The 23755-nt window shown below is 65.8% G+C and carries 22 protein-coding genes; 18 read left to right on the forward strand and 4 right to left on the reverse strand.

What is annotated here, in order from left to right; genetic code table 11:
- From CEY08_RS03175 to CEY08_RS03185, 3 genes are read left to right on the forward strand one after another with little or no spacing between them, the layout of a single operon-like run.
- Positions 1 to 924, forward strand: a complete 924-nt coding sequence (locus CEY08_RS03175; RefSeq protein WP_042796721.1) for an NAD(P)-dependent oxidoreductase — start codon at positions 1 to 3, stop codon at positions 922 to 924.
- The gene (locus tag CEY08_RS03180) at positions 917 to 1726 is read left to right on the forward strand and encodes an ABC transporter permease (RefSeq protein WP_042796720.1); all 810 of its coding nucleotides are present in this window, start codon (positions 917 to 919) and stop codon (positions 1724 to 1726) included. The genes CEY08_RS03175 and CEY08_RS03180 overlap by 8 nt, the downstream gene beginning before the upstream one ends.
- Positions 1714 to 2508, forward strand: a complete 795-nt coding sequence (locus CEY08_RS03185) for an ABC transporter permease (RefSeq protein ID WP_063642079.1) — start codon at positions 1714 to 1716, stop codon at positions 2506 to 2508. Before CEY08_RS03180 ends, CEY08_RS03185 begins: the two co-directional genes overlap by 13 nt.
- 46 nt (positions 2509 to 2554) lie before the next feature.
- Here the strand turns inward: CEY08_RS03185 and CEY08_RS03190 are convergent, their stop codons facing one another.
- Positions 2555 to 3250, reverse strand: a complete 696-nt coding sequence (locus CEY08_RS03190) for a GntR family transcriptional regulator (RefSeq protein ID WP_063642080.1) — start codon at positions 3248 to 3250, stop codon at positions 2555 to 2557.
- Positions 3251 to 3564: 314 nt separating this feature from the next.
- Between CEY08_RS03190 and CEY08_RS03195 the strand changes: the two genes are divergently transcribed.
- The 8 genes from CEY08_RS03195 (at position 3565) to CEY08_RS03230 (ending at position 12911) form a co-directional block, all read left to right on the forward strand.
- Positions 3565 to 4683, forward strand: a complete 1119-nt coding sequence (locus CEY08_RS03195; RefSeq protein WP_076815906.1) for a phosphotransferase — start codon at positions 3565 to 3567, stop codon at positions 4681 to 4683.
- Between the two features lie 16 nt (positions 4684 to 4699).
- Positions 4700 to 5995: an aspartate aminotransferase family protein gene (locus CEY08_RS03200; RefSeq protein ID WP_076815908.1), complete on the forward strand. Its 1296-nt coding sequence runs from the start codon at positions 4700 to 4702 to the stop codon at positions 5993 to 5995.
- Positions 5996 to 6068: 73 nt separating this feature from the next.
- A complete protein-coding gene (locus tag CEY08_RS03205) occupies positions 6069 to 7643 on the forward strand; it encodes an ABC transporter substrate-binding protein (protein WP_063642333.1) in 1575 nt (524 codons plus the stop codon).
- 13 nt (positions 7644 to 7656) lie between these two features.
- Positions 7657 to 8634 carry an ABC transporter permease gene (locus CEY08_RS03210; protein WP_063642083.1) on the forward strand — a complete coding sequence of 326 codons (978 nt, stop codon included), beginning with the start codon at positions 7657 to 7659 and terminating at the stop codon, positions 8632 to 8634.
- The gene (locus tag CEY08_RS03215; protein WP_063642084.1) at positions 8631 to 9470 is read left to right on the forward strand and encodes an ABC transporter permease; all 840 of its coding nucleotides are present in this window, start codon (positions 8631 to 8633) and stop codon (positions 9468 to 9470) included. Before CEY08_RS03210 ends, CEY08_RS03215 begins: the two co-directional genes overlap by 4 nt.
- Before the next feature lie 2 nt (positions 9471 to 9472).
- Positions 9473 to 11071, forward strand: a complete 1599-nt coding sequence (locus CEY08_RS03220; protein ID WP_076815910.1) for a dipeptide ABC transporter ATP-binding protein — start codon at positions 9473 to 9475, stop codon at positions 11069 to 11071.
- A 58-nt stretch (positions 11072 to 11129) separates the two neighbouring features.
- A complete protein-coding gene (locus CEY08_RS03225; protein ID WP_084738617.1) occupies positions 11130 to 12170 on the forward strand; it encodes a histone deacetylase family protein in 1041 nt (346 codons plus the stop codon).
- 30 nt (positions 12171 to 12200) lie between these two features.
- Complete coding sequence (locus tag CEY08_RS03230) at positions 12201 to 12911, forward strand: SDR family NAD(P)-dependent oxidoreductase (RefSeq protein WP_076815913.1); 711 nt, start codon at positions 12201 to 12203, stop codon at positions 12909 to 12911.
- 16 nt (positions 12912 to 12927) lie between these two features.
- Here the strand turns inward: CEY08_RS03230 and CEY08_RS03235 are convergent, their stop codons facing one another.
- Positions 12928 to 13821, reverse strand: coding sequence for a LysR family transcriptional regulator (locus CEY08_RS03235; RefSeq protein WP_232033758.1), 894 nt, complete (start codon positions 13819 to 13821; stop codon positions 12928 to 12930).
- A gap of 93 nt (positions 13822 to 13914) precedes the next feature.
- Between CEY08_RS03235 and CEY08_RS03240 the strand changes: the two genes are divergently transcribed.
- Together CEY08_RS03240 and CEY08_RS03245 are read left to right on the forward strand one after the other, a co-directional pair.
- A complete protein-coding gene (locus CEY08_RS03240; RefSeq protein ID WP_076815916.1) occupies positions 13915 to 15246 on the forward strand; it encodes an arylsulfatase in 1332 nt (443 codons plus the stop codon).
- A 41-nt stretch (positions 15247 to 15287) separates the two neighbouring features.
- Positions 15288 to 16253: a tripartite tricarboxylate transporter substrate-binding protein gene (locus tag CEY08_RS03245; RefSeq protein ID WP_076815918.1), complete on the forward strand. Its 966-nt coding sequence runs from the start codon at positions 15288 to 15290 to the stop codon at positions 16251 to 16253.
- A gap of 10 nt (positions 16254 to 16263) precedes the next feature.
- On the opposite strand, the gene CEY08_RS03250 is transcribed toward CEY08_RS03245, so the two are convergent.
- The gene (locus CEY08_RS03250) at positions 16264 to 17004 is read right to left on the reverse strand and encodes an SDR family oxidoreductase (protein ID WP_076815920.1); all 741 of its coding nucleotides are present in this window, start codon (positions 17002 to 17004) and stop codon (positions 16264 to 16266) included.
- A 39-nt stretch (positions 17005 to 17043) separates the two neighbouring features.
- Positions 17044 to 18384 (reverse strand): CitMHS family transporter, encoded by a 1341-nt coding sequence (locus CEY08_RS03255; protein WP_063642089.1) that lies wholly within the window; start codon positions 18382 to 18384, stop codon positions 17044 to 17046.
- A 166-nt stretch (positions 18385 to 18550) separates the two neighbouring features.
- Between CEY08_RS03255 and CEY08_RS03260 the strand changes: the two genes are divergently transcribed.
- The 5 genes from CEY08_RS03260 to CEY08_RS03280 all read left to right on the forward strand — a co-directional run bounded on the left by CEY08_RS03260 (position 18551) and on the right by CEY08_RS03280 (position 23754).
- The gene (locus CEY08_RS03260; RefSeq protein ID WP_042796715.1) at positions 18551 to 19258 is read left to right on the forward strand and encodes a response regulator transcription factor; all 708 of its coding nucleotides are present in this window, start codon (positions 18551 to 18553) and stop codon (positions 19256 to 19258) included.
- Positions 19215 to 20687: a sensor histidine kinase gene (locus tag CEY08_RS03265; protein WP_223306422.1), complete on the forward strand. Its 1473-nt coding sequence runs from the start codon at positions 19215 to 19217 to the stop codon at positions 20685 to 20687. The genes CEY08_RS03260 and CEY08_RS03265 overlap by 44 nt, the downstream gene beginning before the upstream one ends.
- Positions 20677 to 21765 carry an ABC transporter substrate-binding protein gene (locus tag CEY08_RS03270; protein WP_076815922.1) on the forward strand — a complete coding sequence of 363 codons (1089 nt, stop codon included), beginning with the start codon at positions 20677 to 20679 and terminating at the stop codon, positions 21763 to 21765. Before CEY08_RS03265 ends, CEY08_RS03270 begins: the two co-directional genes overlap by 11 nt.
- Before the next feature lie 285 nt (positions 21766 to 22050).
- Complete coding sequence (locus CEY08_RS03275; RefSeq protein WP_076815925.1) at positions 22051 to 23136, forward strand: helix-turn-helix transcriptional regulator; 1086 nt, start codon at positions 22051 to 22053, stop codon at positions 23134 to 23136.
- A gap of 297 nt (positions 23137 to 23433) precedes the next feature.
- On the forward strand, positions 23434 to 23754 hold the full coding sequence (locus tag CEY08_RS03280; protein ID WP_076815927.1) for a DUF4148 domain-containing protein: 321 nt from the start codon (positions 23434 to 23436) through the stop codon (positions 23752 to 23754).
- Position 23755: the final 1 nt, after the last annotated feature.

Raw genomic sequence — 23755 nt, forward strand, 5'->3', positions numbered from 1 at the left:
ATGGAACACACCGAATCACCCCGCATCGCATTCCTGGGCCTGGGCGTCATGGGGAGCGCGATGCTGCGCAACCTGGCCGCGCAGGGGTATGCCGTATCAGGCTACGACGTCGTGCCGGCCGCGATGGAGCGCTTGGCGGACACCGGGTTCCGTCGGGCCGCTACACCGCTCGACGCCGCGCGCGGCTGCGACGTGGCGATCACCATGCTGCCCACGTCCTCGCACGTGCGCGACGCCCTGTTCGGCGCCGACGGCGCGGCCGCGGGCTTGAACCCGGGCGCGCTGGTCATCGAGATGAGCACCGGTGACGCCGTGGAGACCGACCGCATCGCCGCCGACCTCGCGGCCCTGGGCCTGCGCTGCCTCGACGCCCCGGTCGGACGCACGCCGCGCGAGGCGGCGCAGGGCAAGGCGCTGATCATGGCGGGCGGCGCGCAGGCCGACTTCGACCAGGCCGCGCCCATCTTCGCCGCCATGGCCGATGAGATCGTGCACGTGGGGCCTTTCGGCTCAGGCATACGGCTCAAGCTCGTCAACAACTACATGTCCATGGTTGGCATGGTGCTGACGGGCGAGGCGCTGATGTTCGCCGCCAAGCTGGGCCTGGACCGCGCCACCGTCGTCAAGGTGCTATCCAACACCACCGCGGGGCGCGGACAACTCCTGACGAATTTTCCGGGCAAGGTGCTGGCGGGCGACATCAGTCCCGACTTTCCCATGCGCATGGGCTACAAGGACATCAACCTGGCCATGAACCTGGCCGCCTCGGTGGGTGCGCCCCTGGGGCTCGGCGGCTATGCCCGCGAAATGTTCGCGCTGGCCAAGTCCTGGGGACGCCAGGAACAGGACTGCACCGCCATGCTGCTATTGCTGGAAGATGTGGCGAACCTGCACCGCCAAGCCGCGAGGTCCGGCCATGAGTGAGCACATCGCAACCCTGCCCGCCCGGCGGCCGCGCGTATCGCGCCGCCGCGTCACCGTCGGCGTGGCCGCGGTCGCCGCCGCCTTCGCCGCCTGGTGGATCGTGTCGGCGCTGGGCCTGGTCAATGGCGCGCGCTTCCCCACCCCGCTCACTACGTGGCAGGCGGCCGTGCAGCTGTCGCGGGACTCCGGCTACGCCGGCGGCACGCTGTTCCAGCACATCGGGCACAGCCTGCGCCTGGTGTTCCTGGGTTTTCTGGTGGCTATCTGCACCGGCGTGCCGCTGGGCTTATTGATGGGATTCAGCAAGCGCATCGACGCCCTGGTCGGACCGGTGTTCTCGCTGCTGCGCCCGATCCCGCCACTGGCCTGGATTCCTCTGGCGATCCTGTGGCTGGGCCTGGGCGACCCGGCGAAAATCTTTCTCATCTGGGTGTCCTCGTTCACGCCCGCCGTCATCAACACCTACGCGGGGGTGCGCAATATCGACCCCACGCTGATCGAAGCCGCGCGCGTGCATGGCGCGGGCAGTCCGCTTCGCATGCTGCGCGAGGTGCTGGTGCCCGGCGCCATGCCCATGATCTTCACCGGCCTGCGCCTGTCGCTGCAGACGGCCTGGATGACCCTGGTGGCAGCGGAACTCATCGGCGCCTTTATCGGGCTGGGCAAGGTGCTGGACACCGCGGCGCTGGACATCCGGCCCGGCATGATCCTCTACGCCATGGTCTGGGTGGGCCTGCTGGGAGCGGTGATGACGCGCGGATTGGAATGGATCGAAAAGAGGGCTTTGCCATGGCTACGCTGACACGCGCCTCGGGCGATACGCCCGCCTTCACCTTCGGCCTGTCGTGCCTGGGACTGGCCGGTTTCTTCCTGGCCTGGCATCTGTTGAGCGTGGGCGGTATCTTCCCGCCCAACTACCTGCCCGGTCCGCTGACGGTGCTGCAAACCATCGCGCAGTACAGCAGCGAGCCGTACTCCGGCGCCACGCTCTGGACGCATCTGGGGGCCAGCCTCTACCGCTTCGCCTGCGGCTTCCTGCTAGCTGCGGCGGTGGGCATACCGCTGGGGCTGCTGATGGGCTGGTACCGCTGGCTGGATGACGTGGTCAGCCCCTTCTTCGACGCACTGCGCTTCGTGGCGCCCATCGCGTGGGTGCCGTTTGCCGGCCTGTGGTTTGGCACGGGCATCGGCGGCCCGACGCTGATCATCTTCGCAGGCGCCTTTCCGCCCTGCCTCATCAGCGCCTACCGCGGCGCCAAGTTCGTCGACACGCGCCTGCTGGAAGCCTCGCGTACCTTGGGCGCGAGCGGGCCGCGCATCGTGGCGGAAGTGCTGCTGCCAGCCTCGCTGCCGTCCATCCTGGCGGGCCTGCGCGTCAGCGCCGGCATCGGCTGGCAATCGCTGGTAGGCGCAGAATTGATCGTGGTAGGCAACGGCATCGGCTACATGATGGTGCAGGGCCAGCTCAACATCGCCACCAACATCGTCATGGCGGGCATGATTGCCATCGGCATCGTCGGCATCTGCATCGACGTCGCCCTGCGCGTGTTCGAACAGCGCCTGAAGGCGCGTTGGGGACGCTGAATAGCCGCGCCGGGACGCGCGGCGCGACCCGCCCGGCGCAACCCGCCTAGCGCGTGTCCGCCTGCCGCAGCTTGTAGTCCAGGATGGGCTGTCCGCCTGAGAGAATATCCGTCTGCATGGCGATCCGGGCGGCTTGCGGGTCCTTGTTGCGGATCGCCGCCATGAGCGGGTAATGGCCGTCGATCATGTCGCGTCCGCCTTCCGCGTAGATCTGCGCGATCAGCGGCCCCATCTTGAGCCACAGGCGTTGCAGGATTTCGAGCATGGTCGGCATCCGTGCGATCTTGCAGTACTCGAAATGGAAGCGCTGGTTTAGCCCGACCGCCGTACGGATGTCTTGCGCCTTGAGCGCGTCCTCGTTGGCCTGCACCATGGCTTCCAGCCGCGCGATGTCCTCTGGCGTGGCGTTCTGCGCCGCCCTGGCCGCCGCCATGCCCTCCAGTTCCAGGCGGATGTCGCGGATCTCCAGGTACTCGGCCGTGCTGACCTCGTAGACCCGGATGTCACGCGCGCTGCGCATGACCAGCGCGCCGTCCTGCACCAGGCGCAGGATCGCGTCGCGCACAGGCGTCACGCTGACGCCCATGCTCTCTGCAAGTTCCCGGATGCGCAGCCGATCGCCCGGGCGCAGCCTTCCCTCCATCAGCGCCTGAGCCAGCCGCTCATATACGAGCGCGCCCAGGTTTCCATGCTCCAGCTGGGAAAAGGCGGCGGCGGTCTGCGTTTCGGAGTTCTGCGTCATTGTTGTTGGAGGTTGGGCGCGTGGCAGGGATGAAGACGATACGACAAAGGCTCGGAGGCCGCCTAAGGGCATCGCCGTGTTTTCAGGAGATTTTCAATATGATGCATCATAAAGAATGAAAAACCCTTCGAGGAGCCTAGTTAAGACGAAATCGAAGTTGGATCGGCAACGTCGAATCGTTCACAAAGCAATATCAACGCTCAACAAGCAAATATTAAGTTATTGATTTATTTAAATAATAAAAAAATATCCGACGTAGCCACTACTGGCTTGGCTCGGGTAATCACTGATTCGGTCGGCTTGGCACTTGATGCATGATGCATCATCTTGAACTACTGATTCCGCCCAACACCGTGCCGGCCCACCCCCCGCGTATCGTCGAATCCACCGCTCTCACCGAAGCCCTGCTGACCACCTCGCCGCCCGCCGCGACCGTAGAGGACGCAGCCGCAGTGGCTCGGACCTGGTATGGCGCGACGGCCGGTTGCCAGCCGCTGGCGGGCGAGCGCGATCGCAACTTTCGTGTGACCCGGGCCCATGGCTCGTCGCTGACGCTGAAATTCATCAATACAGCCGAAACCGTGGCCGAAACGGAAATGCAGATCGCCGTGCTGCGCCATTTGGCAGGCCGCTGCGCCGTGCCGGTGCCGACTCACCACGCGCCACAGGGTCTGGACGGCGCCGATTGGCTCATGCACCAACCGCCCGGCGCGCAAGCCCCGGCGGTGCGGGTGCGCGCCTACAGCTTTCTGGAAGGAGAACCGGGCTCGACCTTGCGCGCAGAGCGAGCCGCCTGGGTCGCCCTGGGCCGCGCCGCTGGCGAGCTCGATGCGGCGCTGGCGGATTTCGCGCACCCGGCGGCGGGGCGCCGTTTCCTATGGAACGTATGCGAAGCGGCCTCTATGCGCCCGCTGCTCGAAGTGGTCGAAGACACGCGGCATCGTGACTCGCTGGCCGACTTTCTGGATCTGTATGCCCGCCATACCGTGCCCGCACTGCAAGGGCTGCCGCAACAGATCATCCATAACGACCTATCGGCCAGCAATCTGCTGACCGACGCCGGCGGCGTGGCGGTGGCTGGCGTGCTCGACTTCGGCGACATGGTCCACGCCCCGCGCATCGCCGAGATCGCCATCGCCGCCTCCTACCAGATGACCCAGTCCGACGCTCCCATGCAGGTGCTGGATTGCATGCTCACGGGCTATGCCTCCGTGCTGGCGTTGAGCCAGGAAGAACGCATGTTGACGCTGGACCTGGTGCTGGCCCGGCTGGCCCAACGCATGGTCATCACAGCCTGGCGCGCGCGGCAGTTCCCTGGCAACCGCGATTACATCCTGCGCAGCCATGCCGCCGCGACCCGGCTCTTCGACGCCCTGATAGACCCCTGGAAATACGGGCGGGATCGGCGCGCCCCTGCTTTTGCATCTCATTGAACCCACGGATATCACCATGCCACAGGATTTCCCCGCCTCTTCCTCGTCGTCCAGCGAACTGCTGGCGCGCCGCCGCCGCGTCCTTGGCGCGGCCTACCGGCTGTTCTACGACGAGCCCGTGCATCCGGTGCGAGGCGAGGACGTTTGGCTGGAAGACGCGCAAGGCAAGCGCTATCTGGACGCCTACAACAACGTGCCCGTGGTCGGCCATGCGCACCCCGCGGTGGTCGAGGCGCTGGCCCGCCAGGCCGCAATGCTGAACACGCACACCCGCTACCTGCACGAAGGCGTGGTGGAGTATGCCGAACGGTTGCTGGCCCTGTTTCCAGCCGCCCTGGACAATGTCATGTTCACGTGCACGGGTAGCGAAGCCAATGACCTGGCGCTGCGTATCGCGATCGAAGCCACGGGCCGCACCGGCTTCATCGTCACCCGCAACGCCTATCACGGCGTGACGCGATCGCTCGCGGACATGTCGCCCTCGCTGCGCCCCGTGGCCACCCACGTCCGCACGGTGCCGCCGCCCGATAGCTACCGCGGCGACCCTGCGCAAGCCGCCTCGCGTTTCGCCGAGGCGGTGAAGGCCGCCGCCGACGAACTCGCCCAGGCGGGCACGCCCGCGGCAGCCCTGATGGTCGACACCGTCTTCGCAAGCGACGGCATCCATACCGAATCGAACCAGGCGTTGGCACGAGCTGCGGCGGCCATCCGGCAGCGAGGCGGCCTGTTCATCGCCGACGAAGTCCAGGGCGGCCTGGCCCGCGCTGGCCAATCTTGGTGGGCCTTCCAGCGCGACGACGTCCTGCCGGACATGGTGTCGCTGGGCAAACCGATGGGCAACGGCCATCCGATAGGCGCACTCGTGCTCCGCTCGGACCTAGTGGACGAATTCGGCCGCAAATGCCGCTACTTCAATACCTTCGGCGGCAACACAGTATCGGCCGCGGTGGGAGTCGCGGTGCTAAACGTCCTGCAAGACATAGACGCGCCAAACCGCGTAGCCGAGGTCGGCGCGTACCTGGGCGGCGGCCTGCGCCGCTTGGCCGAATCCCATCCTTGCATCGGCGACGTTCGCGGCCGCGGCTTGTATTGGGGCGTGGAGCTGGTGGACGCACGCTGTCCCACCCAACCCGCGCCCGCCGTAGCGGCGGCCGTGGTCAATGGCCTGCGGCATGCCGGCGTACTGATCGGCGCCAGCGGCCCTCTGGCCAACGTGCTGAAGATTCGCCCCCCGCTCACTTTCCAGAAGGCCCACGCGGACCTGCTGTTGCAAGCCCTGGAACAGCAATGCGCCGCGGCCGCGCTGCCTTGAGGCAACCGGGCCGCCCTCTCGCAGTCTCCACGCTACAGATAGGAAAAAGAAAATGAAGCAGCTTCCACCCAAGATGAAATCGGTACTCGGACAACTCGCCCTGGGTGCCTCGCTCCTGGCCTCGGCAGCATCGGGCGCCCTCGCGCAAACGCGCGGCGGCACCTTGAACGTCATCCTGAATCCCGAGCCGCCCACGCTGATATATGGCCTGAATCAGCAAACGCCCACGCAAATCGCCGCGGGCAAGATATACGAAGGCCTGCTGACCTACGATTTCGACCTCACGGCCAAACCGTCCCTGGCGAAATCGTGGGAGATCTCGCCTGACGGGCTGGTCTACACCTTCCACCTTCAGCAAGGCGTGACCTGGCACGACGGCAAGCCCTTCACCTCGGAAGACGTGCGCTTCTCGCTACAGGACTACCTGCCGCAGACGCATCCGCGCGCCCGCGGCAACCTGTCCCACGTGGCCGGCATCGAAACACCCGACGCCCACACGGTGAAAATCACCCTGAAGCAGCCCTACGCGCCCTTCCTCAACGCCTTCGAAGTCTCAAGCGCCCCCATCATGCCTGCCCATCTCTACAAGGGCACGGACTTCCGCAACAACCCAGCCAACCAGACGCCGATTGGCACGGGCCCGTTCAAGTTCAAGGAATGGAAGCGCGGCCAGTATGTGCAACTGGTGCGCAACGACGCCTACTGGCAGGCTGGCCTGCCCTACCTCGACAATGTCTATTTCCAGGTCATTCCCGATTCGGCCTCACGGCTGCTGGCACTGGAAAATGGATCGGTGCAGGTCGCCAGTTTTGGCGACATCGACTTCGCGTTCCTGCCACAGATCAAAGCCAATCCGGCCTTGGAAGTCACCACCAAGGGTTATGAATTCGCCGGCCCGCTGTCCTGGATCGAGCTGAATCACCGCGTCAAGCCGCTGGACGACAAGCGCTTCCGCCAGGCGATTCAGTACGCAATCGACCGGGACTTCATCGCCAAGCGCATTTTCTTCGGCGCCGCGCGGCCCGCCACCGGCCCGATCTCGTCGGTGACGAGCTTCTACGACGCCAACATTCCCCAATACAAGTACGACCCGAAGAAGGCCATCGCCCTGCTCGACGAAATGGGCCTCAAGCCCGACGCCAATGGCAAGCGCGTGTCTCTGCGGCTACTGGGCCTGCCGTACGGCGACACCTGGAACAAGGTGTCCGAGTATGTGAAAAACTCCCTGGCCAAGGTGGGCATCGATGTGGTGCTGGAAAGCACGGACGCCGGCAATTGGGCGCGGCGCTACGCCAACTGGGACTTCGACATGACGGTCACCTACCTGTACCAGTACTCGGACCCTGCCCTGGGCGTGGACCGCAGCTATCGGTCGGACAATATCCGCCAGGGTGTATACGGCACCAACATTTCCGGCTACACCAACCCCGCTCTGGACCAGCTGTTTACCAACGCATCGCTGGAAACCGACAAGCAGAAGCGCCAACTGCTCTACACGCAGGCGGCAACCACCTTGGCGCAGGATGCGCCCTCTGCGTGGCTGGTGGAGCTGTCATTCCCGACCATCACCAACAAGTCGGTCAAGAACGTGACGACTTCGGCCATCGGCGTCGCCGAGACCTTCGCCACGACCTACATCCAGAAGTGAGGAGGGACCGGCCATGAAGTCCCTGCTGGCGATCGCTTCCGTCCTGATCAAGTCCATCACGGTGCTGCTGGCCGTGGCGGTCATCAACTTCATGCTGGTGCGGATGGCGCCGGGCGATCCGGTCAGCGTTCTCGCCGGCGAGGCAGGCGCATCCGACCAGCAGTACATCGACCAGCTGCGCAAGGAGTTCAACCTGGATAAGCCGCTACCGGTTCAGCTGGCTGGCTACCTGGGTTCCATGGCGACCCTGAACCTGGGTTTCAGCTACCGCCAGCAGCAGCCGGTCTGGGACCTGATCGCGGACCGCCTGCCGGCCACCCTCGTGCTGGCCATCCCGGCGTTCCTGCTGTCGTTGTTAGGCGGCGTCCTGCTTGGTGTGCTGGCAAGCAAGTACCGCGGCACCTGGAAGGATTCCGCCATCACGGCGGGATCACTGGCCTTCTACGCCACGCCCATCTTCTGGGTGGGGCTGATGCTGGTGCTGCTTTTCTCGGTACAGCTGGGCTGGTTCCCGCCGTTCGGGCTGGAGGCCATGGGCTCGGGCAAGACCGGCCTGGCACGCGCGCTGGACATTGCCCATCACGCGGTTCTGCCCGTGCTGACCCTGGCCGCGTTCAACCTCGCTCTGTATGCCCGGATGACGCGGGCGTCGATGAATGAAGTGCAGACCGCCGACTTCGTCAAGACGGCCTGGGCCAAGGGCCTGTCGCCTTCGCGCGTGGTCTGGGTGCATCAGCTGCGCAACGCCGTGCTGCCGGTCATCACCCTGGCCGGCATCCAGGCGGGACAACTCATTGGCGGCTCGGTGCTGGTGGAGACGGTGTTCGCCTGGCCCGGCATCGGCCGCCTGGCCTTCGACGCGCTGATGCAGCGCGACTACCAGGTGCTGCTGGGCGTTTTCTTCTGCACATCGCTGATGGTGGTGGCCTTCAACCTCCTCACCGACCTGATGTACCTCCTGATCGATCCCCGTATGCGGAGTGCTGCATGAAAGGCCTGTCCAAACGCTTTGCCAAGAACATCGGCGCCGTCGCGGGCCTGCTGGTGCTGTGCCTGATCGTGCTGATGGCGCTGAGCGCCAACGGCATTTATCCAGAGAACCCCTGGGACCCCTCGGTCGCGCCCTTTCTCAAGCCTCTGCAGGAATCCGGCGTGTGGCTGGGCTCGGATTCGCTGGGACGCGACATCGCATCCGGCATCGTGCATGGCGCGCGCGCCTCGCTGCTGGTGGGCTGCGTCGCCACTGCGGTGGCATTAGTGATCGGCCTGGCGGTGGGCATACCCGCCGGTTTCCTGGGAGGCCGCAGCGATGAAGTCCTGATGCGACTGACGGAAATCTTCCAGACCATTCCCAGCTTCTTCTTCGCCATCGTGCTGGTGGCCATTTTCCAGCCCTCGTTCGCCTCTGTGATCGCAGCGGTGGGGCTGGTGAGCTGGCCCCCGGTAGCGCGGCTGGTGCGCGCGGAATTCATGCGCGTCAAGTCCAGCGAATTCGTCGAGGCTGCGCGGGTGCAAGGCTTGTCCAGTTTGCGCATCGTCATTGCCGAAATTCTCCCCAACTGCCTGTCTCCGCTGATCGTGATGGCCTCGCTCATGGTTGCCAATGCCATCCTTCTGGAAAGCGCCATCAGTTTTCTGGGCCTGGGCGATCCCAACCTGATGAGCTGGGGCTACATGGTGGGCGCGTCGCGCTCGCTGCTGCGCCTGGCTTGGTGGATGTGCCTGTTCCCGGGGCTGGCTATTTTCCTAACCGTACTGGCCATCAACCTGGTGGGCGAAGGCCTGAACGACGCGCTCAACCCCCGTCTGCACCGCAAGGGACAATAACCGTGAACGGCTTGCTCCAGATCGAAGACCTGTCCATCAAACTTCCCGCCGGCGCCGACCGCCCATATGCGGTCGAAGGCGTCAGCCTGGACATTGCGCCGGGAGAAATCGTCTGCGTGGTGGGTGAATCGGGCTCCGGCAAATCTACCTTGGCCCATGCCATCCTGAGCCTGCTGCCGCGCGGCGTGAACATCAGCGGCGGCGCCATAAAGCTGGACGGCCAGGCGCTGACCGGTCTGCCGCTGAATGCGCTGCGCAAGATCCGCGGCAAGCGCATAGCCATGGTGTTCCAGGAACCCCTCAGTGCTTTGAACCCCCTTATGCGCTGCGGCGACCAGATCGTGGAAATGCTGCGCGAGCATGACGCGTCAGACGCGACTCTCAACGCCGAGCGCCTGGCCGAGCTGCTGGTATCGGTAGGACTCGCCGATCATCGCCGCATAGCGGACTCCTATCCGTTCCAGCTATCCGGTGGCCAGCGCCAGCGTGTGATGATTGCCATGGCGCTGGCGCTGGAACCCGAGATCCTCATCGCCGACGAGCCGACCACGGCGCTGGACGTGACCACCCAGGCGCAGATCCTGGAAGTGTTGCTGGACATCCAGAAGCGCAAGAACCTGGGCGTGCTGTTCATTACCCATGACTTCGGCGTAGTCTCCGAAATCGCGGATCGCATTGTCGTCATGAAGGACGGCCGCGTGGTCGAGATCGGCGCCGCGCCTCAAGTGCTCAGCCATCCGCAGGCCGATTACACCCGCCGCCTGCTCGCGGCCGTGCCGTCCTCCGTGCCCCCTGCCGCTGCACCGATCGCCGCCCCAGCGCTGCTCTCTGTGAACGGACTGCGCAAGACCTATGTGCGCAAGGGCGGACTATTCAAGCCCGCGCGCCAGTTCCCTGCGGTGCGCGACGCCAGCTTCGAGATTGCTCGCGGCGAGACCGTGGGATTGGTAGGCGAATCCGGCTCGGGAAAATCGACCATCGGCCGCATCGTCGCCGGCCTGATCGCGGCAGACGGCGGCTCGGTGCGCCTGAAGGGCGCGGACCTGACGGCGCCCGGCGCTTTCAACGACGTTGCCGTGCGCCGCTCGGTGCAAATGGTGTTCCAGGACCCCTACGGTTCGCTCAACCCGCGCCACCGCGTCTCCACCATCCTGACGAGCGGCCTGGTCGCGCAGGGCGTGCCTCGCCACCAGGCGCTGCGGCGCGCCCGCGAACTGATGGAACTGGTGCGGCTGGACGTTACGGCGCTGGACCGCTATCCGCATGAGTTCTCCGGCGGCCAGCGCCAACGGCTGGGCCTGGCCCGCGCCATCGCAGCCCAGCCCGAACTGATTATCGCCGACGAACCGGTGTCAGCATTGGACGTGTCGGTGCAGGACCAGGTGCTGACTCTGTTGAAAGAATTGAAGGAAAAACTGCATCTGTCGATGCTTTTCATTACCCATGACCTGCGCGTGGCTGCCCAGCTCTGCGACCGCATCGTGGTACTGCAACAGGGCGCCATCGTCGAGCAAGGCACCGCCGCGCAGGTGTTGCAAGCGCCGGCGCATCCCTACACCCGGCAGCTTATCGACGCCGTGCCGGGCCGCCAGTGGAAATAGGCGGGGTACCCATGGCTGCCCACTATTCATTAATCCCTCCGGCTACCCAGGAGCTCCAATGATGAAGGCCCTGCTTTCCCCCCTGCATGACGCCGATTGGACCGGCAACGCGCTGGTCCGCGGCATCCTCAAACCGCATCACGATGCGCGCGGTCGCGGTCGCGAGATCGAGGCAGCGCTGCGCGACGTCGGCCTGGATTGCCAGACCGTCGGGCCGCTCGCCCAGGGCGTGCCCGAGCTGACGCAGATTCACACGCCGGACTACCTTACCTATCTGCAGAGCGCTTGGACCGAATGGCGCAAAGCGCCCGACGCCTCGTTCGAGGTGCGCCCCAACATCTGGCCCAACCGCCACTACCCCGACATGCGTGCGTCCACGCCCGTGGCCATGGCGGGCCGCTATCTGGCCGACGGTGCCACGCCCATCGTCGAGGACACCTGGCGCAACGTCTACGCCAGCGCCGAGACCGCGGTCGCCGCCGCGCAGGCGCTACTGGACGGCTCGTCCAGCGTATACGCGCTGGTGCGGCCCAGCGGCCACCATGCCATGACCGACATGGGGATGGGCGGATGCCTGCTCGCCAATACTGCACTGGCCGCGCAAAGGCTGGTCGGTCAATGGGGCCGGGTGGCTATCCTGGACATCGACGTCCATCACGGCAACGGCACGCAGCAGATCTTCTATAGCCGGGACGACGTGCTGACCATCTCGATCCACGGTGACCCCGGCAGTCTCTACCCCTTCAGCAGCGGCTACGGCGAGGAAACGGGCGCGGACGCGGGCATCGGCTACAACCTGAACCTTCCGCTGGCGGCGGGCACCGAAATCTCTGGCTATCTGAAGGCCTTCGAGCCGGCGCTGGAACGCATCGAGCAATTCAACCCCCGCGCGCTGGTGGTGGCCGCCGGCTATGACACCTTCCGCGGCGACGCTTTCGGCAATCTCAGCCTGGACACGCCGGACTACGCCCTGCTGGGCAGGCGGATTGCGCAGCTGGGTTTGCCCACGCTGTTCGTGCAGGAAGGCGGCTACGCCATTGACGCCCTGCGCGCCAACACACGCTCAATGCTGGAAGGCTACCTGGGCCATGCCCGCTAGCTCCACCCATTTCTCGGAACCAGGAACGCGATGCAACCCACTATCACTCCCCGCGTCGCGCTGATCAGCGGCGCCAGCCGCGGCATAGGCCTGGCCATTGCGCGGGAAATGCTGGCCAACGGCTGGCACATCAGCGCCGGCACCCGCAGCGCTACCGAGGTTTTTGACGGCTTTCCGGCCGATCAGGTGCACCGCGCCCGCTTCGACGCGGAGGATGCCGCCAGCGAGGACGCCTGGATCGAATCCGCGATGGCGCGCTATGGTCGCATCGACGCGGTGATTCACAACGCCGGCATTCTCAGCAAGAGTTCGGTCGTCGAGGCCACGGACGACGAGTTCGACCGGCTATTCGCCATCAACGTCAAATCTCCGATGCGTCTGACACGCAAGGCCTGGCCGCACCTCATTGCGTCGGGCGCTGGCAAGGTGCTGGTCATGGCCTCGCTAGCCGGCAAACGGGTTCGGGCACCGGAAGGGACGCTCTACGCGATGAGCAAATTTGCCGTGCTCGCCCTGGCCCACGGCATCCGCCATTGCGGCGACCCCCACCAGATACGCTGCACGGCTCTCTGCCCAGGGTTCGTGGCCACCGACATGGCGGACGGGGTGCCCGCCGAAATCAAAACCCGCCTGACCCAGCCGGAAGATATCGCCCGCATGGCGCGGCTGGTGCTGGAACTCCCGCCCAGCGCCAGCGTCGCTGAAATACCCATCAGCTGGCAGGTGGAGTCGGAGTACTAGGGCGTGTTGGCAAGCCCTAGCCGGCAGCCTCCAGCACCACCGCGCGGAACTCCTGCATCAGCGGCGACCAGGTGGCGCCATGGCGCGTGACCAGCGCCATGCTGCGCCGCAAGGGCCGGCCGAGCGCCACCGGCAGTTCCACGATGTCGCCGCCCAGCGCGCTCTGCGGCATTAGCGCCAACAGATCCGACGCCGCCAGCAACGCCAGCGCACCGCCGGAAAAATGCTGCACTTCCAGCGCCGCCGCTGGTTGCGCCAGGCCCGCTTCCGCATAACGCGCTTCCAGCGCATGACGTGCCACCGAGCCCGGCATGGGCAGGATCCAGCGCTGTCCGTCCAGATCGCGCAGCGCCAGCTTGCGCCGCGAGGCCAGGTGGTGCTTGCGGCTGGCGGCCACGCACAGGCCGTCCTCGCGGATCGCTTCCTGGTGCAGCGTGCCCGGCACGTCGGCGTAGATCGGCGTCACCGCCAGGTCCAGCTTGCCTCCCGCGACCTGATCATTGAGATCGTCCGATTGCCCCTGCGTCAGTTGCACCCGCAGCGCAGGCCGGCGCGGCAGAAGGCGGCGCAGCGCCGGCATCACCACGCTATCCACCGTCGCGCCGGTGGCGCCGATCCGCAGCAGCCCCGCCTCGCCCAGGCGCAGCTCCATCGCGTTGCGCACTGCGTCGCGGTACTCCGCCCATAGGCGTTGCGCGTGCTCGCGGAACGCCAGGCCCGCGGACGTCAGGCGCAGTCCGCGGCCGCCGCGATCCAGCAACGCCAGTCCGGTGTCAGCTTCCAGCCGTTGCAGCGATTTCGACAGCGCAGGCTGGCTCACGCCGCAGGCGGCAGCGGCGCGGTCCAGATTGCCGTGTTCGACCACGGCCAGAAAATACTCGATGTCACGCAGCGACAGATTCATGAACATTGGTTATGCATAGACTCATCTTCAGGAATATTAAGCCCGAACCAGGCTCCTAGAATCCCTGGATAAACCCGAAGAGCGACAGGAGTGCAGCGCGTGGACAAAAAGCCCAATATCGTATTGATCGTGGCCGACAACCTGGGATGGGGCGAACTGGGCTGCTATGGCGGCGGCGCCCTGCGCGGCGCGCCCACCCCAAACATCGACCGGCTGGCATCCGAAGGACTGCTGCTGCAGAACTTCAACGTCGAAAGCGACTGCGTGCCCACGCGCTCCGCGCTGATGAGCGGCCGCCATCCCATCCGCACCGGATGCCTGCAATCCGTGCCGCCGGGCCTGCCGCAAGGGCTGGCGCGCGACGAGATCACCCTGGCTCAACAATTGTCGGGCCAGGGCTACGCCACGGCGCACTACGGCAAATGGCACCTGGGCGACATCCCCGGCCGCTACCCTTCCGATCGCGGCTTCGACGAGTGGTATGGCATTCCACGCACCACGGACGAAAGCCAGTTCACCTCGTCCATCGGTTTCGATCCCGCGGTCGCCGATATCCCTCACATCATGCAGGGCCAGGCCGGTTCGCCTTCGGAAAACGTCAAGGTCTACGACCTGGAGACGCGCCGCGGCATCGACGCCGAACTGGTCGAGCGTTCCATTGGCTTCATGCGCAAGCACGCCGCAGCCAGCCAGCCGTTCTTTCTGTATCTGCCGCTGGTGCACTTGCACTTTCCCACCCTGCCGCATCCGGACTTCGCCGGACGCACCGGCGCGGGCGACTTCGCCGACTCCATGGTGGAAATGGACCACCGAGTCGGACAGATCGTGCAGGCAGTGGACGACCTGAAGCTGCGCGACGATACCGTGTTCATTTTCTGCAGCGACAATGGCCCGGAATTCCGCAAGCCCTACCGTGGCACCGCCGGCCCCTGGAGCGGCACCTATCACACGGCCATGGAAGGCAGCCTGCGCGTGCCCTTCATGATCCGCTGGCCTGGGAAGGTCAAGCCCGGCCAGGTTTCCAACGAGATCGTGCACGTCACCGATCTCTACACCACGCTGTCGCGCATAGGCGGCGCGTCCATACCGCAGGATCGCCCCATCGACGGCATCGACCAGACCGACTTCTTTACGGGCGCCAGCCAGGCGTCGCCACGCGAGGGTTTCCTGTTCTACATCAAGAATGACCTGCGCGCGGTCAAGTGGCGCGATTGGAAGCTGCACTTTTATTGGGAGCCCGAGGTCAACGAAGGCAAGGGAAAGCTGGAGTCTCCCTATCTGTTCAACCTGAAGCAGGATCCCAAGGAAGAAAGCGACATCCTCATCTTCAACACCTGGGTCCTCGGACCCATCCTGAAAATGGTGCAGTCCTTCAACCAGTCCTGCGCCGCGCATCCGAACACGCCGCCCGGCAAGCCGGATCCGACCTGAGACTTGAGGCAGACCGGGCCAAAAACATAAAAGGGGAAAACATGAAATTCGCTATCCGCTGCTGTGCGCTGCTGTTGGGCGCCGCGCTGACCGCCACCGCCAGCGCGGCGGACAACAAGCTGGACTGGCCCGGCAAGCAGATCACCTGGGTGGTCGGCTTCGTGCCCGGTGGCACCGCCGACGTGCTGACCCGCATCGCGGCGCAGGACCTGGCGCGGCGCAGCGGCCTGAATGTGATTGTCGAAAACCGCCCCGGCGCGGCCGGCGCCATCGCCTTGCAACTGGTGGCGCGCAGCAAGGCCAGCGACGGCTATCTTCTGACCGTGCCCGGTCCGCTCATTTATCCCACGCCCCAGCCCGAGATCGGCCGCGAGCTGGCGCCCGTCATCCTGATGGCGCAGGGCCCCATGGTCATCGTCGGTCCCGCCAAGGACGCCAAGGCGTCGTTGCAGGAGGTGCTGGCAGACGCCCGCCAGCGGCCCGAGGCCTGGAGCTATGGCAGCTCCGGCAACGGCACCTCGCAGAACCTGGCCGGAGAACTGCTCAACCAGTACGCCGGGACCCGCATCGTGCACGTGCCCTACAAGGGCGGCGGCCAGGCAGTCTCGGACGTGGCCGGCGGCCAGATCCCCCTGGCCATTCTCGGTTCCGCGCCGGTCATGCCGCAGATCAAGGCCGGCACGCTGAAAGCCTATGCCGTCACCACGCCCTACCGCCTGGACAGTCTGCCGGGCGTGCCCACGGTGGAAGAGTCCGGCTTCAAGGGCTACGCCGCCACCCAGTGGTTCTCGGTTGCGGCGAGCAAGGAAATCCCGGCGGCGCAGCTGGATCAGGTCAACGCCGCGTTGCGCGCCGCCGTGGCCACGCCGGAGTTCAAGGCTGCCCTGGAAAACGCCGGCATGGTCGCTGGCGGCGGCTCGCGGGATGAATTGCAGTCGTTCATCCAGGCCGACAGCGCCAAGTGGCAGAAACTGATCGACAGCGGGGCGGTGAAGCTGGCGAATTGAGGCCCCGCCCTCAGCTCATGTACACGCCGCCATTGATCGCATAGTTCGCCCCCGTCACGAAGGCCGCCTCATCCGACGCCAGCCAGGCGCACAGGCCAGCCAGGTCCTTGGCCGTGCCCAACCGGCCTACCGGCACGCTTTCGACGATGCGGTCCAGCAGCGCCGGCGGAAACGCCTTCACGGTGTCATCGGCAATGAACCCCGGCGACGCCAGGTTGACGGTTACGCCGCGCGCCGCGACCTCCTGCGCCAACGAACGCGTGAAGCCGATCACCGCGCCCTTGGCGGTGGCGTAGTTGATCTGGCCGATCTGGCCCTTCTCCGCCGCCACCGAACCGATATTGATGATGCGGCCCCAGCCTCGGTCCGCCATGCTGTCGACGACCTGCTTGGTCGTGTTGAACAGCGTATCCAGATTGCTGCGCAGCACCGCCGACCAGTCGGCATGGCTCATCTGCCGGAACCGCATATCCAGCATGGTGCCGGCATTGTTCACCAGCACGTCGATCTCGCCGACTTCGCGCCGCACCTTGGCAAACGCGGCCTCGGTCGACGCCCAGTCCGTGGCATCGCCCTCGGACGCGATGAAGTCATAGCCCAGGGACTTCTGTTCCTTCAACCAGTGATCCTTGCGCGCGGAGCGCGGACCGCAGCCTGCCACCACGCGATGTCCCGCGTGGTGCAGGGCCTGGCAGATCGCGGTGCCCGTGTGGCCCATTCCGCTGGTGACGTAAGCAATGCGCAAAGCCATGAACTTCCCCTTTTGAAATAGACGGTCAGGCGCCGCCGATCAGGCCACCTGGCCAACCAGCGGGAACAGGCCGAAGGCCAGCGCGGCCGCCAGCATCACCAGGCAGACCATCGTGGCCCACTTCAGCGAATAACGCTGGTGGTCGCCAAAATCCACCCCGGCCAGGCCGACCAGCAGATAGGTCGACGGCACCAGCGGGCTCAGCAGATGCACCGGCTGGCCGACCAAGGAGGCGCGCGCCATCTCGACCGGCGAAATGCCGTAGCCCTGCGCCGCCTCGCTCAGGATGGGCAGGACGCCGAAGTAGAAGGCGTCGTTGGACATGAAGAAAGTGAAAGGCAGGCTGACCAGCGCGGTGATGCCAGCCAGATAGGGGCCCATGGCGTCCGGGATCACGGCCAGCAGGCTGCGCGACATGGCCTCGACCATGCCGGTGCCCGACAGGATGCCCGTGAAGATCCCGGCCGCGAAAATCAACGACACCACCGACAGCACATTGCCCGCGTGCTGCGCGACGCGGCGGCGTTGCTCCGCCAGGTCGGGGTAATTGATGACCAGCGCGATCGCGAAGGCGATCATGAACAGCACGGGCAGCGGCAGCACGCCCATCACCAGGCTCACCATCAGGGCCAGTGTCAGGCCGGCGTTTACCCACAACAGCTTCGGGCGGCGCAGATCCTGGTCGACCTCGATCTCGGGCAGGTTCTTGGGGCCGTCCTCGTCATAGCCCGCATGCACCGAGGCGCCGTCGGGCAAAGAAAGCACGCCCAGCCGGCGACGCTCGCGCAGGCCCAGGCAGAATGCCAGCACCAGAATGGCCACGATAGCCACGCCCATCACCGGGACCAGCGGCACGAAGATGTCACCCGCATCCACGTGCAAGGCGCTGGCGGCGCGCGCGGTCGGGCCGCCCCAGGGCGTCAGGTTCATGACGCCGCTGGCCAGCATCGCCAGACAGGTCATGGACAGCGCATTCATCTTCAGGCGGCGGTACAGCGGCAGCATCGACGCCACCACGATCATGTAGGTGGTCGAACCGTCGCCGTCCAGCGAAATCACCAGCGCCAGCACGGTGGTTCCCACCACGATCTTCAGCGGATCGCCTTTCACCGCGCGCAGGATGCGGCCAACGATGGGATCGAACAGGCCCGCGTCGATCATGACGCCGAAGTACAGGATGGCGAACATCAACATCACGCCCGTGGGCGCAATCTTGCGGATGCCATCCAGCATCATCTTGTCGATGCCCGACCCGAACCCGCCCAGCAAGGCAAAAATAATGGGGACAAGGATGAGCGCCACCAGCGGCGACAGGCGCTTGGTCATGATCAGCGTCATAAACGTGATCACCATGCCGAAGCCAAGCAGGGTCAGAAGCATGAAGGTTATCTCCGGCTAGTCGTTGTTATGCGTGAACCGCGCCTCCGGCGGGGGAAGAGCGCGACCGCAAGACTAGAAATAAAAGCTGTCGACAACCTGTCGTTTTTGGACGCGAGCGCAGCGAGTGCAGCGTGGGGGCCCTCCCCCTCATGCGACAATCGCCCCCATGCGCATACTGGTGATCGAAGACGACGCGGACCTTGCCGACGCACTCGTGCGCCGGCTGCGCCGTCTCGGCCATGCGGTCGACTGCCAGAACGACGGCCTGAGCGCCGACGGCGTCCTGCAGTACGAAGTCTTCGATCTCGTCATCCTGGACATCGGCCTGCCGCGCATGTCGGGCTTCGACGTCCTGCACCGGCTGCGCGACCGCGGCAGCAAGACCCCCGTGCTGGCCCTGACCGCCCGCATCGACATCGAAGATCGCGTCCACGCTCTGGATACCGGGGCCGACGACTACCTGGCCAAGCCCTTCGATTTCCGCGAATTGGAAGCCCGTTGCCGGGCCCTGCTGCGGCGACCCAGCGCCCAGGCCGCCGGCACCATGCGCTTTGGCGAACTGGTCATCGACAGCGCCGCGCGCCAGGTCACGCTGGCTGGCCAGCGCATCGAACTGCCCAAGCGCGAATACAGCCTGCTGGAGATCCTGCTGGCCGGCATGAACCGCGCCGTCAGCAAAACCGAAATCGCCAACAAGCTGTTCGCCTTCGACGACGATGCCGCGCCCAATGCCATCGAGGTCTATATCGCCCGGCTGCGCCGCAAGCTCGAAGGCTCGCCGCTGCGCATCGAAACGCAGCGCGGCACCGGCTATCTCCTGACCTCCACCGATGACCACGACAGCGCCACCGCGCCCGGCATCCGCCGGGACTGATCCCGCCCACCCCGCCGCCGCGCAGGGTCGCATCTCGATCAAGCGCCGCTTGCTGGCCATGCTGCTGGCGCTCTTCATCGCCGCCCTCGCCACGCTCTATCTGCTGGTACGCGGTTACGCCCAGCAGACTGCCGACACCACCTACGATCAGCTGCTGCGTTCTTCGGCGCTGTCCATCGCCGACAGCCTGCAACTGGTGCAGGGGGAATGGCGCATGGATATGCCCTACGCCTCGCTGGCGCTGCTGGAGCAGGCCCCGCGCGATCGCGTGTTCTACCGCGTCGGCGATGCCGGCGGCGCGCTGATTTCCGGGTACGCCGATCTGCCCGCGCCGCCCGGACGCGGCAACGACGGCGCCGCCTATTCCCCGCGCCTGTACGACGCCAGCTACCAGGGCGCGCCGGTACGCATCGCCTGGATGGAACGCAAGATTGCCGGTCCCCGCAACGCCGAGACCGCGCTGATCCAGGTCGCCCAGACCCGCGAAGCCCGCAACGCGCTGGCAGAAAGCATTCTGTGGCGAGGCACCCTGGCGCTGATCGGCTTCACCGCCGCTGCGCTGGCGTTGGCCTACTGGGGCTTGCTGCGCTCTCTGGCGCCCATCCGTCGCATCGAACGCGAGCTGGCCGCCCGCAGCGCCTCCGACCTGCACCCCATCGCCGCTCCGGTACCCGAGGAACTCGACACCCTCGTGCACTCGCTGGACGGCTTCATGGCGCGCCTGTCGGATAACCTGGACACCCTGCGCCTCTTCATTGCCGAGGCCGCGCACCAGTTGCGCACGCCGCTGGCCGCGCTGCACGCGCAGATGGAAATCGCGCTGGACGAGGAAGATCCCGCCGAACAGCGCCGCAGCCTGATGGCCGTATTGCGCAATGCCGAAAAACTCTCGCGCCTGGTCAACCAGTTATTAAGCGACGCCAGCGTCATCCACCGCAGCAACGTGCGCCATTTCCAACCCGTGGACCTGGCCGAACTACTGCGCCAGGCGGTGTACGACACGGTCCCGCAGGCGGATCCGCAGCCCGACGTGCGCCTGCACCTGCCCTCCCATGCGCCCGGCGGCAATCCGCCCACCGTGCTGGGCGACAGCCTGATGCTGCGCGAAGCCTTCAAGAACCTCATCGACAATGCGCTGCGCCACGGGGCTACGGATGACGGCCATATCGACGTACGGCTGGAACGACAGGACCGGGAATGGCGCATCTCCGTTTCGGACCAGGGGCCCGGCATTCCCCCGGCGCTGGCCAACGCGGCCTTCGAGCGCTTCGTGCGCGGCCCCAATCCGCGCTCGCCTGGCGCCGGCCTGGGCCTGTCCATCATCAAGCGCGTCGTCGACATCCATCAAGGCCGCCTTGCCCTGAGCAACCGCGTCAACGGCGGCCTGGAGGCCGCGATCACGCTGCCCGCCGATCCTCATGAAGATTGATTTCCTGAAATCCCTGCGCCTATTGACGACCTTGGCAGCCCTGCTGACGGCCCTGGCCGGCCATGCCGCGGAAACCAGCGCCGAAGGCCTGACGCTGGGTCCCGCCGGCAGCAAGAACGTGCTGATCGTCCATGCCTCCAACAGCGTGCAGGTGTTCCGCGGCGTGCTGGAAGATTTCAGCAGCCTCAACCCCGGCCTGCGCCTGGAATACACCGAACTGTCCACGCAGGAGCTGTATGCCGGCACCCTCTCGCGCGCCGCGCAGGGTCCGGCGTCCAAGACCGGCCCCGACATCATCATCAGCAGCGCCATGGACCTGCAGACCAAGCTGGTCAACGACGGCTACGCGCAACCCCATCTCTCGCCCGAAACCCGCGCGCTGCCCGCCTGGGCCAACTGGCGCGACGAGGTCTTCAGCATCGGCACCGATCCGATCGTGATGGTCTACAACACCGGCAAGCTTGCGCCCGAACGGGCGCCGCGCACGCGGCGTGAACTGCTTTCCCTGCTCCAGGCACCCGACCAGCCGCTGGCTGACGCCATCTCCACCTACGACGTCGAGGGCAGCGGCATCGGCTACCTGGCTGCGACGCAGGACACGCGCCTGGACAGCATGGCCGGCGCGCTGCTGGCCGAAATGGGTCGCAACCGCGTGGCGGTCCATGCTTCCACGGAAGACGCGCTGGACAAGCTCGAACGCGGCGAGATCACACTGGCCTACAACCTGCTGGAATCCTATACACGGCACCGTATCGACCAAGGCGCGCCGCTGGCCATCGTGTATCCGCAGGATTACACGCTGATGCTGTCGCGCTCGGCCATCATCCCCAGGCAGGCCCCGCGCGCGGACCTGGGCGCGATGTTCCTGGACTACCTGCTGTCGGCCCGTGGCCAGGAGATGGTGGCGCGCCAGTCCGGCATGCGGCCGGTCAGCGCCTCGGCCAACCCGCAGGCCGGCGTGCGCCCCGTGGGACTGGGCGTGGGCCTGCTGGTGTATCTGGATCCGCTCAAGCAGCGGCATTTCCTGGATTTGTGGCGCGCGGCGATCCATCCTCGCGGCGGCAGCGTCCAACGCTGACCGTATTGCGACGGGGGCTGGTAAGCATGGCCCGGTATATCCGCACCATTTTCCGCAGGTCGGCCGCCTGACACCGGCAGGCGGCCATTTTTTTGGTCTGACCCAGGATTTTGCGAGGATAATTTCTTTTCAGGGCGGTGGCTGCCGGCCCTCTGTGCCGCCCAGCCGCCTCGCGCCGGCAGACCATGGCCGCGCAGCGCTCCCCCCTATCTGGCAGGAGCCACCTCTACAACGATCTGTGATGCGTGACAGCGTTTGCGTCTGAACCAGAGTTGGAGGCACGAAATGGCTGAACACCAGATTGCCGTCCGGCGCGCGATCGAGGCCCTGGACCACCTGACGGATCCCGAGCCGCCCTGGCATGACATCCTCCTGACCGCGCGCGATATGGTGGGCGCCGACAGCGGCACGCTGATCGTCTTCGACGCCCGCCACAAACTGCTCAACCTCTCTTCCGTGAGCTTCCCCGAAGAGGGCACCCTGGACTATCAAAACCACTACTACAGCTGCGACATCGTCGAACAGGACTCGCGGCTGCTTCCCGCGGGCACGTGGCTGGACACCGCGACGATGTGCGACCACGGGCGCTTGCAGCGTTCCGAGTTCTACACGGACTTCATGCTCAAGCACCATATGGCGCAAGTCCTTTGCCTGGTGATCGAATCCAGCGCCATGTTGCGCGCCGCTATCGCCTTTCAACGCGCGAAGGTGGACAGCAAGGCCAGCGACCGCCTGCGATCCGGCGACTTCGCCGAGTACTTCCGCCTGCTCCAACGCCAACTGGCGCAGAGGGAGAAGGCACGCGCGATCGGATGGGCCACCATCGAAAGCGCCCTCTCGGATGTCGACGAGGCCGTCCTGCTGGTCAGCCACGACGCAACGGTCGAAAAAATGTCCGCGCTCGCCATGCGTTACCTGGACCACGGACACGGCTGGCACGTGCGCGGGGGCAAGCTGCGCCATCCAGACGCCAAGATCCAGGCGCTGTTCGACGCCTATTGCCTGGCGGTCTCGCGCGACGGCAAGGCGCGGTCGCTGGCGGCGGCAGCCGGATGGGGCGAATTGACGTGGGTAGACATCGGCGCGGCGCCGCAGGCGCTGAGCCTGATCGGCAACCGCATGCTGCTGGTGCGCATGCGGCGCAAGAGCGCCTTCGCGCAGCCGGATGTGGACCGGCTGGAATCCGTCTTCGCCATCACCCATGCGGAAGCCGCGGTGCTGGCCGGGCTTGCCATGGGCCACAGCGTGGAGGAAGTCGCCACATTGCGCCACGCCTCCGTGCTGACGGTGCGAAAACAGGTTGCATCCCTGCTCAGCAAGATGGAATGCAACCGGCAATCCGAGCTGGTTCGGCTGGCCTCTCTGCTGTAGAGGCGCCCTGCCGACGCCTGCATGACGTACCCAATATTGAGTATGTGGCGCCCACCTGGGGCGTCCTACGATGAGCACGAAGGCATGAGGCCCGGACGCCCCATCCGGCCCGAGTCGTAAACCTGGTGGCGTTTCCCCGCGCCAGGCACGCGTGCGCTCGCGAGCCGGCCTGCCCAAGAAGAACACCAATGCGCCAATCCGGTTGCGCAGCTGTCCCTGCCTCGGGCTGCATAGCCGCACGCCCCCATGGACACCGGTTTCCAATGCTGCGGTCACTCACGTCATCAGGAGCACTTCATGAAAACTGCCCTAACCGTCCGCGCCATGATTCCCGTCGTTCTGGCGGCCTTCGCCCTGCTGTCCGGCCCCGCCGCCGCCCAAACGGCCGTCGCCCCCACCACCGCGGCGCCGCCCTCCGACGTCCAGCTCAGCCGTGACCAGGTAGAACGCGACCTGGCCGCCTGGAAGCAATCTGGCGTCGAAAGAAACTGGGATAGCGACAGCACCCCGGACATCAATAGCCCCGAGTACGTTGCAGCCTATCGGAAGTATGTGGACACGGTCCGGCCGGCCAACGCGCCGCAGATGCAGCAATCGCAGGGCCAGAGCAAGTGGTAAT

This window comes from Achromobacter insolitus (genome assembly GCF_002209555.1).
Lineage (GTDB): Bacteria > Pseudomonadota > Gammaproteobacteria > Burkholderiales > Burkholderiaceae_B > Achromobacter > Achromobacter insolitus.